At 71.2% G+C, this 8,915-nt stretch carries 9 protein-coding genes; 4 read left to right on the top strand and 5 right to left on the bottom strand.

Going from position 1 to position 8,915, the window contains the following annotated elements:
* Together VFW24_16355 and VFW24_16350 are read right to left on the bottom strand one after the other, a co-directional pair.
* The coding region (locus VFW24_16355) for a class I SAM-dependent methyltransferase (GenBank protein HEX5268341.1) at positions 1-576 on the bottom strand (576 nt) is incomplete at its 3' end.
* 18 nt (positions 577-594) lie between these two features.
* A complete protein-coding gene (locus VFW24_16350; protein ID HEX5268340.1) occupies positions 595-855 on the bottom strand; it encodes a hypothetical protein in 261 nt (86 codons plus the stop codon).
* A 25-nt stretch (positions 856-880) separates the two neighbouring features.
* Between VFW24_16350 and VFW24_16345 the strand changes: the two genes are divergently transcribed.
* Together VFW24_16345 and VFW24_16340 are read left to right on the top strand one after the other, a co-directional pair.
* On the top strand, positions 881-1,510 hold the full coding sequence (locus tag VFW24_16345) for a DUF2461 domain-containing protein (protein HEX5268339.1): 630 nt from the start codon (positions 881-883) through the stop codon (positions 1,508-1,510).
* On the top strand, positions 1,507-2,508 hold the full coding sequence (locus tag VFW24_16340) for an NADPH:quinone oxidoreductase family protein (GenBank protein ID HEX5268338.1): 1,002 nt from the start codon (positions 1,507-1,509) through the stop codon (positions 2,506-2,508). The genes VFW24_16345 and VFW24_16340 overlap by 4 nt, the downstream gene beginning before the upstream one ends.
* On the opposite strand, the gene VFW24_16335 is transcribed toward VFW24_16340, so the two are convergent.
* Positions 2,474-4,018, bottom strand: a complete 1,545-nt coding sequence (locus VFW24_16335; protein HEX5268337.1) for a hypothetical protein — start codon at positions 4,016-4,018, stop codon at positions 2,474-2,476. The two genes, VFW24_16340 and VFW24_16335, sit on opposite strands and share 35 nt — an antisense overlap.
* Positions 4,019-4,058: 40 nt before the next feature.
* Between VFW24_16335 and VFW24_16330 the strand changes: the two genes are divergently transcribed.
* Positions 4,059-5,510, top strand: a complete 1,452-nt coding sequence (locus tag VFW24_16330; GenBank protein HEX5268336.1) for an AarF/UbiB family protein — start codon at positions 4,059-4,061, stop codon at positions 5,508-5,510.
* On the opposite strand, the gene VFW24_16325 is transcribed toward VFW24_16330, so the two are convergent.
* Positions 5,494-6,585 carry a hypothetical protein gene (locus VFW24_16325; protein ID HEX5268335.1) on the bottom strand — a complete coding sequence of 364 codons (1,092 nt, stop codon included), beginning with the start codon at positions 6,583-6,585 and terminating at the stop codon, positions 5,494-5,496. The genes VFW24_16330 and VFW24_16325 overlap by 17 nt on opposite strands.
* A 54-nt stretch (positions 6,586-6,639) precedes the next feature.
* Positions 6,640-7,152, bottom strand: coding sequence for a PH domain-containing protein (locus VFW24_16320; GenBank protein HEX5268334.1), 513 nt, complete (start codon positions 7,150-7,152; stop codon positions 6,640-6,642).
* A 122-nt stretch (positions 7,153-7,274) separates the two neighbouring features.
* On the opposite strand from VFW24_16320, the gene VFW24_16315 reads away from it, so the two are divergent.
* Entirely contained in the window at positions 7,275-8,813 is a 1,539-nt protein-coding gene (locus VFW24_16315) for a prepilin-type N-terminal cleavage/methylation domain-containing protein (GenBank protein ID HEX5268333.1), read from the top strand.
* The last annotated feature ends 102 nt before the right edge of the window (positions 8,814-8,915 follow it).

Here is an 8,915-nt window from a genome sequence, read left to right as displayed (position 1 = left end):
GCTGCGCACGGTCAACCCGTCACCCTCGAGGGCTCCGGACGCGGCCAGCTCGGGCCCGGCGTACATCGGCCCGCCCCGTGCCGCCACCACCGCCACCGCCAGCTCCTCGTAGCGCGCCAGCACCGGATGGTCGGTGTGGATGAACTCGATCTCGTCGAGGATCAGCAGCCCGCCCACGCGGAGCTGGGTGGCCCACGTCCGCGCCGTCCCGGCGGCGTCGGGCAGGTGGGCCAGGAGCAGCCGGGCCAGCACCACGTCGGCCGGCGCCTCCGGGAACGGGACGGAGCGCACGTCGTGCACGGCGTACGACTCGCCGGCCGGAGCGCGTGCGGACGCCCGCGCCACGAACGCCGGAGACGAGTCGAGCCCGACCGTGCGGGCCGGACCCACCGTGGTGTGAAGCAGCTCGGTGGAGAGGCCCGGTCCGCACCCGAGGTCCAGCGCCAGCTCGGCGGGGCCGTACATCTGCGCCGCTCTACGGAGGAGCTCGTGCGTCGGCCCGGCGAACACCGCCGCCACCAGCTCCAGCCGGCGGGCGGCCCGGTCGCTGTCCCCGAAGGCGTAACCCTGACCCACCGGGCCAGAGTTACATCATCACCTGACCTTCTGAAAGGTCAGCAGCCAGCCGTCGGGCCCGTACACGGGCGGGCGGGGGTCGTGCATCGGCTCCCAGCCCCGCCGGCGATGGTCCTCCATCGCCTGGCGGACCCGGCGCCACTGCAGCCAACGGGGACCCCGCGCCGGCACGGTCCAGGCCCGCGTGGTCCCGACGGGGATGAAACGGGCCCGGGGCAGAGGCCGCATGAGGGGCGCCGTCATCATGCTGCAGGGATTCGGCACCACGAGCCCGGCCACCTGCCCGCCCGGTAGCTTTCGGCCGATGTCTCCCGACCGCTTCCGGGGCTGGCCCGTCGAGGCCGTCGAGTACTTCGAGGGCCTGGAGGCCGACAACTCCAAGACGTACTGGACCGAGCACAAGTCGCTCTACGAAGCCAAGGTCCGCGCTCCGATGGAGGCGCTGCTGGCGGAGCTGCAGCCGGAGTTCGGGGAGGGCCGCATCTATCGGCCCTACCGGGATGTCCGTTTCACCGCCGACAAGTCCCCGTACAAGACCCATCTGGCCGCCCACAACGCCGGCGGCTACTTCCAGCTCAACTCGGAGGCGCTCGGGGTGGGCACGGGGATGTACATGCCCGCCCCCGACCAGCTCGAGCGCTACCGCGCCGCGGTGGCCGACGACCGCAGCGGCGGGGAGCTGGTGCGCATCGTCGGGGGCCTGCGGAAGAAGGCCATCGACGTCGACGCCCACGAGGTGCTGAAGACGGCGCCGAAGGGCTACCCGAAGGATCACCCCCGCATCGATCTTCTGCGCCAGAAGGGCATCACGGCGTGGAAGCAGTGGCCGGTCGGGGCGTGGCTGGGAACGGCGGCGGCCAAGAAGCGCATCGTCGACTTCCTCACCGTCACCGCCCCGCTGCGCGAGTGGCTCGACGAGCACACCGTCTCGTGAAGGCCGTCGTCTGCCACGAGTTCGGGGAACCCGACGTCCTGCGCGTCGAGACCGTTCCCGATCCCGAGCCGGGCCCGGGCCAGGTAGTGATCGACGTCCACGCCTCGGCCGCCAACTTCCCCGACATCTTGATGCTGAAGGACGAGTACCAGTTCAAGCCCGGACTTCCGTTCATTCCGGGAGGAGAGGTGGCGGGGGTCGTGTCCGGCGTCGGGCCCGGAGTGGAGGGGGTGGAGACGGGAGGGCGGGTGATGGCCCTCACGGGGGCGGGCGGCTTTGCCGAGAAGGTGGCGGTGCCGGCGGGAGCGCTGCTCCCGGTGCCCGACGGCATGGACGCGGCGACGGCGTCCGGCTTCCCCACCGCCTACGGGACGTCGTACCACGCCTTGGTCGACCGGGCCGCCCTCCAGCCGGGGGAGACGGTGCTGGTCCTCGGCGCCGCCGGCGGGGTGGGGCTGGCCGCGGTCGAGATCGCCGCCGCCCTGGGAGGCGTGGTCATCGCCGCCGCCTCGTCGGAGTCCAAGCTCGAGGTGTGCGGGGAGCACGGCGCCGTCCTCACCGTGAACTACGCCGAGGAGGACCTGCGGGCCCGGATCCGGGAGCTGACCGACGGGCGGGGTGTGGACGTGGTGTACGACCCGGTGGGCGCCGACCTGGCCGAGCCCGCCTTCCGCAGCATGGCGTGGCAGGGGCGCTATCTCGTGGTCGGCTTTGCCGGCGGGTACGTCCCGAAGCTGCCCCTCAACCTGACGTTGTTGAAGGGCGCGGCGGTGGTCGGCGTGTACTGGGGGGCCTTCACGGGCCGGCGGGCCGGCGACAACCGCCGCAACTTCGCCGAGCTGGCCCGCCTCTACGCCGACGGACGGCTGCGCCCGGTCGTGTCCGGCGTCTACCCGCTGGAGCGGGCCGCCGAGGCCCTCGACGAGCTCGGGCAGCGCCGGGCCGTCGGCAAGGTCGTGGTGGTCACCGCTGCGGGATCGAGCGGAGGTGCTCCGTGACGGCCGAGCGCCGGCGGGCCCGGGCCTCGGCCAGGGCCGGGCGCCGGGTCAGGTCGGCCAGCAGCTGAGCCGCGGCCAGCGCCAGGGCCAGGGCGGCCACGGCGGCGGCGGTGTAGAAGCCGGGGCCGCGCCCGCTGATCCCGCTGGTTGCCAGCACCGCCTGCCCCGGGACTCCGGCCCCCCCCGGCGTCGATCCGTCGGCCGAGAGGGCCGGGCCGGCGGCCAGCACGCCGGGCGCCGCCCCGCCTGGGCGCGTCCCCCGGCCGGGCACGGCCGGCGCCGAGGGCGCCGCTTCAGACGGAAGCCGGCCCGTGGCCCCGGCCAGGGCCGGGCTGGACACCGCCCCTCCCGGGAGCCCGGCCCCCGTGGTCGTGGTCGTCCCGTGACCGCCGGACGCGCTGCCCAGGGTCGTCGGGCTGCCCACCGTCGGGCTTCCCGCCGACGTGCCGGTGGCCGGGGCGCCGGTCGGGTCGGCGTTGGAGGGGCGCCACCCCTGGGCGTACCACTTCTGGAGCAGCTGCTCGGCCGGCTGGCCCATCGGGGTGCGGTTGGAGTCCGCCGGGTTGTCCGACCACTCCCACCACGACACCCCCATCCACCAGCTGTAGCCCGAGAACGTCTGCAGCAGGGCCTGGTAAAGGTCGGCCTGGAGCTGGCTGTCGGCGGCGGTGAAGCTGTTCAGGAACGGTTGGCGCCCCGCGTAGGTGCTGTCCATGTAGCCGACCTCACCGAACAGGATCGGCTTTCCCGTGGTGTTGGCCAGGTGGGTCAGGTCCCCGACCCAGTTGCGGCCGGCGTCGGCGGCGGCGTGGCTGTTGCTCCAGTCGGCCACCAGCTGGCTCACGGTCGGCTGGGCCCCGTCGTCGAGTGGGAAGTAGGCCGACACGCCCACCACGTCGACGTCCGACAGGAACTGGGGATGAGCCAGCACGTCCCAGTTCTGCTCGTAGCCGACGAGCCCGCTGTAGTTCTGGCGCACCGACGAGATCACGCTCTGCCACTGCGGCGTCATTCCCTCGAGGGTCGTCATCTCGCTGCCGGCGAACAACAGCCACACCCCGTCGGCCTGGGCCAGGCGGGCGTAGTGGTCGATGAACTGCTGGTAGGAGGCGAAGAAGGCGTTGTCGTCGCTGGGCTGCATCACACCCCGCCAGCCGCCCTCGCACGAGCCGCAGTAGAAGATCGGAACCAGGATCACCTTGAGGCCGGCCTGGCGGACGGTGGCGATCTGGGCGCTCAGCTGGGCGTCGGGCTCGGTCTGGCCGTAGGGCGCCAGCGTCGTCGACTGGGGGTTGTCCGTCCACCACCACACGAACAGCGACACCGTGTTGATCCCGTCGGCCTTCATCCGGGAGACGGCCTCGGCCGTCGACTGGGTCTGGCCCCTGGAGGACAGGACCATGCCGGCCACCTGACCGCCGTCGGCCGCGGCGGGACGGCTCGGTACAAGGGCCGGGGTTGCCACCAGCAGCGCCAGGAGGGCGACGAGAAGTAGGGGAATGCGACGCACGGGGTCTCGAGGAGTGTAGATCGGCAGGTACCTTCGCCCTGTGAGCGCGAATGGGCCCGAATCGGGCACGGCGGAGACCTTTTCGTCCACCGGGGTGATCATCGGCTTCGCCGGCCCCTACTGCGACGGACCACCCCCCGAGGCCCTGGAGGTGATCCGGCCCCCGCTCGGACGGTTCGGCCTGGCCGAGCTCCGCCACATCTGGTGGGTGGCGACGGCACTCGTTCTCTCGGTCCTGCGGGCGGTGTTCCTGTGGGTCGTGCGGGTGCGCCGGGGCTCCTTCGTCTCGGTGGCGGCGGACGGGCTGGTGGACGCCTTCGAGCGCCTCGGCCCCACCTTCGTGAAGCTGGGGCAGCTGGTCGCCTCCTCCCCGGGGCTGTTCCCCGCTCCGCTGGCCGACGCCTGCCTGCGGTGCCTGGACGAGGTGGCGCCGTTCGACGCCGACACCGCCCACCGGATGATCGAGGAGGACCTCGGCCACCCACCCGCCCGGCTCTTCCGCCGGTTCGAGGACCGGCCGCTGTCGGCGGCGTCTATCGCCCAGGTGCACGCCTGCGTGCTCCCCGACGGGAGGGACGCCGTCGTCAAGCTGCAGCGCCCGGACATCGCCCGGCGGATGAACTCCGACCTGCGGATCATGTACCGGCTGGCCCGACTGGCAGGAAAGACCAAGGCCGGGGCCCGGATCAATCCGGTCGCGATGGTCGAGGACCTGCACCAGGTGACGAACGAGGAGCTGAACTTCGCCCTCGAGGCCGACCGCCAGACGCGGTTCCGGACCAACATCGGCGCCTTCGGTGACAACGAATGGATCACCGCCCCCGAGGTGTACTGGGACTACTGCGGCCCCCATCTGATCTGCATGGAGCGGATGACCGGGACCCCGATGGACGAGTTCGCCTCACTGCGCCGGCGGGGGGTGGACGGAGAGCTGGTGCTGCGCCGGGGCGTGAAGGTCTGGATGGAGGCCGCCCTCGTGCACGGTCCCTTCCACGGCGACGTCCACGCCGGCAACCTCTGGGTGCTCGACGACGGGCGTTCCGCCTTCCTCGACTTCGGGATCATGGGGGAGCTGGACCCCATGTGGCGCGAGATCTTCCGGGACATGCAGCGGACCGCCATGATCGACGGGGACTACTCCCGGATCGTCCGCAACTGGAAGCGGGTCGGGGTCATGCCGCCGGACATCGGTGACGACCACGAGATCGGCCTGGTCGTCAAGGCCACCATGGACCCGCTCCTCGACCGCTCGATCGGCGAGATCAGCATCGGCGAGCTGATGCGGGAGAACATCAAGCTGGCCAAGCAGTTCGGCGCCGTGGCCCCCCGGGAGCTGGTGCTGATCAGCAAGCAGCTCCTGTACTTCGAGCGCTACGCCAAGGAGCTGGCCCCCTCCTACAACCTGTCCCGGGACCTCTACCTGATCAAGAACGTCTTTCCGGAGGAGGTGGCCGGCCGGGCCGAGGAGCTGGGGATCAGCCTCCCGGACTGACTCGCTCGTTGACCCACGTGGAGATCAGGCTGGCCACGGACTCGCGGGCGCCGGCCGGATGCAGCAGGTAGTGGTCCCCGGGGACGCTCACCAGGGTGCGGTCGGCCGACCCGAGGGCGGCGTGGATGGCGCGGGCGTCGGAGGGGAAGCAGCCCTGGTCGGCTGCGGACTGCACGACCAGCGCCGGCTGGGTGATCCGGGCCAGGTGGGGTCCGGCCCGGCAGCCCGACTCGGCCAGGCTCCACATCTCCAGCCACCCCCGCAGGGTGCACGCCGCCGCCAGGCCGGCCGGCGCCAGGTTGGCGGTGCGGGGGTCACCGCCGTAGCACCCGACCGGACGGTCGGAGGGGTCGAGGGTGAGGTCGAGGAAGCGCAGGTCGGCCCAGGTCCTCGGCACGGCGAACATCCGGTCCCACGCCCCGCGCGCCCCCAACCGCTCCAGCTCGGCCCGGCACCAGCCGGTGATGCGCTCGTTCCGCTCCACCTGGGCCGCCCGGTAGCGGGCCACGAACTCGGGTGGGTACGGGGGACCGTGGTCCGGGTTGAACATGTCGAGGCCGGAGTACACCGACAGCGGGTCGGTCTCGTCGGTGACGGCCGGGTCGAGCCACGACGTGAGGACGTCGGGGCGGCCGGGGTGGGCGTTGAGCGAGACGAACAGGTCGGCGGGCGGGAGGTCCGGGTCGGGCTGCTCCAACGCCCGGGCCTGGTAGGCGGCCATCAGCGACGCCCCTCCGGAGTTGCCGAGCAGCACGACGGTCCGGGCTCCGGCCTCCTCGCGCGCCCAGCGCACGCCGACCCCGATGTCGGTCACGGCGCCGGCCAGCCGGAAGTAGGCCCCCTGGCCCCGGTAGCGGGTGTTCCAGCCGAGGAAGCCGAACCCCCGCTGCGCCAGGAGATCGGCCAGGTAGTGCTCGGAGAAGTCGACCTCGTAGTGGGTGGCCACGAAGGCGACCGCGGACCGGGCCTCTCGGGCGGGGTGGTGCCACACGCCCTGGCAGGGGTGGCCCCCCGCCCCGGCCCGCCCGAGACCGGGAGCCTCGGCGGACACGAACCGGCGGGCCACCTGGCTCACCGGCCGGACACTAATGGGGGTCCGGCCTACCGGGCCCGGGGGCCTGGCGTGGCGTCAGGCGTTGGTGGTGGCGGCCGCCGCCGTTGCAACGGGCGCCGGCAGGACCCCGGTCGTGGCCCGCACGACCTCTTCCCGCCACATGAGGTTGAGGCCCTCGATCATGGCGATGTTGCGGTCGTGGGCCGCCGCCCGGGTGAACAGGGGATCGTCGGCGATGGCCAGGAGGGGCACCTCCCGCCCGTCGGCCACATCCAGGTAGGCGAGGTACGGGAAGCGGTCGTCGAGGGTGAATCCCCGCACGTCGCCCCACGGGACCCAATGGGTCCGCAGCAGGTTGCGGATGGTCACCCCGTCCTGGCCGGCGTGGACGTACATGGCCGCCGGCCCCACCAGGGTGGCCCCGAGGACCAGGGCGCCCTGCACCGCCGCCGCGACCAGGCCGGAGTCGACCACCAGGGCGTGGATCACCAGCCCGCTGGCGATCACCAGGCCCGCCACGAGGTAGACGAAGCGCTGGGGCAGCGTGAACAGGCGCCGGGACCGAAGGGCTGAGGGGCAGTCGGGCATCGGAATGATTCATCGGCGATCCACGCCCGAGCCTTAGCCCTTCCTAGCCACAAAAGCCGCGAACCGCCCCACGGGTGTTTCAAGGTCCCGGCCGGAAACGCCGATATCCCAGCGTGCACCAGGTGCTCAGGAGTGCGGCGCGGCTGCGGAGGCGCCATCAGACCGGCGAGGGCGGCTTCACCCTGGTCGAGGTCATGGTGGCCATGCTGCTCCTCGCGATCGCCCTGACCGGCCTGGCCCAGCTGGCCGGGTCCCAGATGGTCGCGAGCCTCAGGACCCGCGTCCGGCAGGTGGCCGTCTCCTACGTCAACCAGGAGCTCGAGTCGCTCCGGTCGATGACCTACACCCGGCTGGCGATGGACCCCAGCGACAACACGATCCCGACCAAGAGCGGCTACACCGCCGTCTACGGCTCCGCCGGGTGCGCCGGGAGCAGCTGCCTGAGCTACTCGAAGTCGGTCAACCTGACCAACAGCCAGGTGAGCGGCACCAGCTGTTCGACGTCGTCTGCTGGGTCCTGCTTCTCCTTCACCGAGACCCGCTGGGTCGGCACGGCCAATGGCTCCTACAAGACGGTCTTCGTGACCCTCACGTCCACCTCCGGCTCGAGCTTCACCTACAGCTCCCAGACGGATGTCAGCGGCGCCACGACCAACAATCCGACTGCCGTCACCGCCTTGGAGATCGACCTCCAGCAGGTCGACACGTCGGGGAACGTCGTCACCGACCCGACGACCGGCTTGGCCGAGGTGCCCCCGGACGGCTTCACCGTTACGGTCCTGCAGGGAGCCACGACCATCGCTTCGGGTAGCTCGTCCGACGGCAGCTTCGGCGTAACCAGCGGCCTGTCCGCCAGCACCGCCTACACCTGCACGGTCACCAACTCTGGAGGCGGCTCCCTTTCCACCTGGGTCGCCTATTCGGCCGGTGACTCGTCGTTCACGTGCACGACGGGCGCGGCAGGCACCACCACGAGCTACACCAGCCGCTGGAAGCAAGCGGGCTGCACCTGGGACGGGACCACAGGCACCGGCTTCCTCACCGCGTACGTCTATGACAGCACCGGGAGCCCCGCCAGCGGTGTCAAGGTCCACATGACCCAGCAGCAGGGCCAGACGAACCCTCCCGACGTCACGACCGACGCCACCGGCCAGGCCGCGTGGAACGGGGACGGGAGCCCCAAGAACAACGTCATCGAGTCCGGACTGTTCGACATCACGCTGTCGGGAACTGGATACCAGACGGCCACCAACCTGAGCTCGACGTGCATCTGGAACGGGCAGACCTCGCAGATCTATCTGTTCATAGCCGTCGCCCCGGCGCCCAAGGGATCGGGCATCGTCACCCTGACTGTGCCCATCGAGAACACGTATCCCGCCGGGACGGCCACCCTGGCCGTGGAGGCCGTCGACACCACCCAAACCTACAAGTTCGAGATCCAAAACGATATCAATGGCTGCGGGTCGAGCTGCACGGCGACAAGTCTCGTTCTTCAGGTCTACAAGAACTTCAGCTACACGGTCACTGTCAACTGCGTAGGTGTCGGAGGCAATACGCCTGTGCCTCCCGACGGCGAAGCCCTGTACACCTGGAACACCTCGAACATCACGGCCAATACGACGGATCCGACCACCGGAGCGGTGAAGTGTCCGACGTCATGACGCGAGCTGGAGCCTTCCGTCGTGTGCGCTCGAGAGCAGGACGGCGCGGTGCCGAGGGCATGACCATCATCGAGCTCACGGTCGCTGCTGCCGTCCTTATGA

Source organism: Acidimicrobiales bacterium (assembly GCA_036273495.1).
Taxonomy (GTDB): Bacteria; Actinomycetota; Acidimicrobiia; order Acidimicrobiales; family JAJPHE01; genus DASSEU01.
Note: the sequence above shows the minus strand (reverse complement) of the source record. Positions and strands in the feature narration are given on the sequence as shown.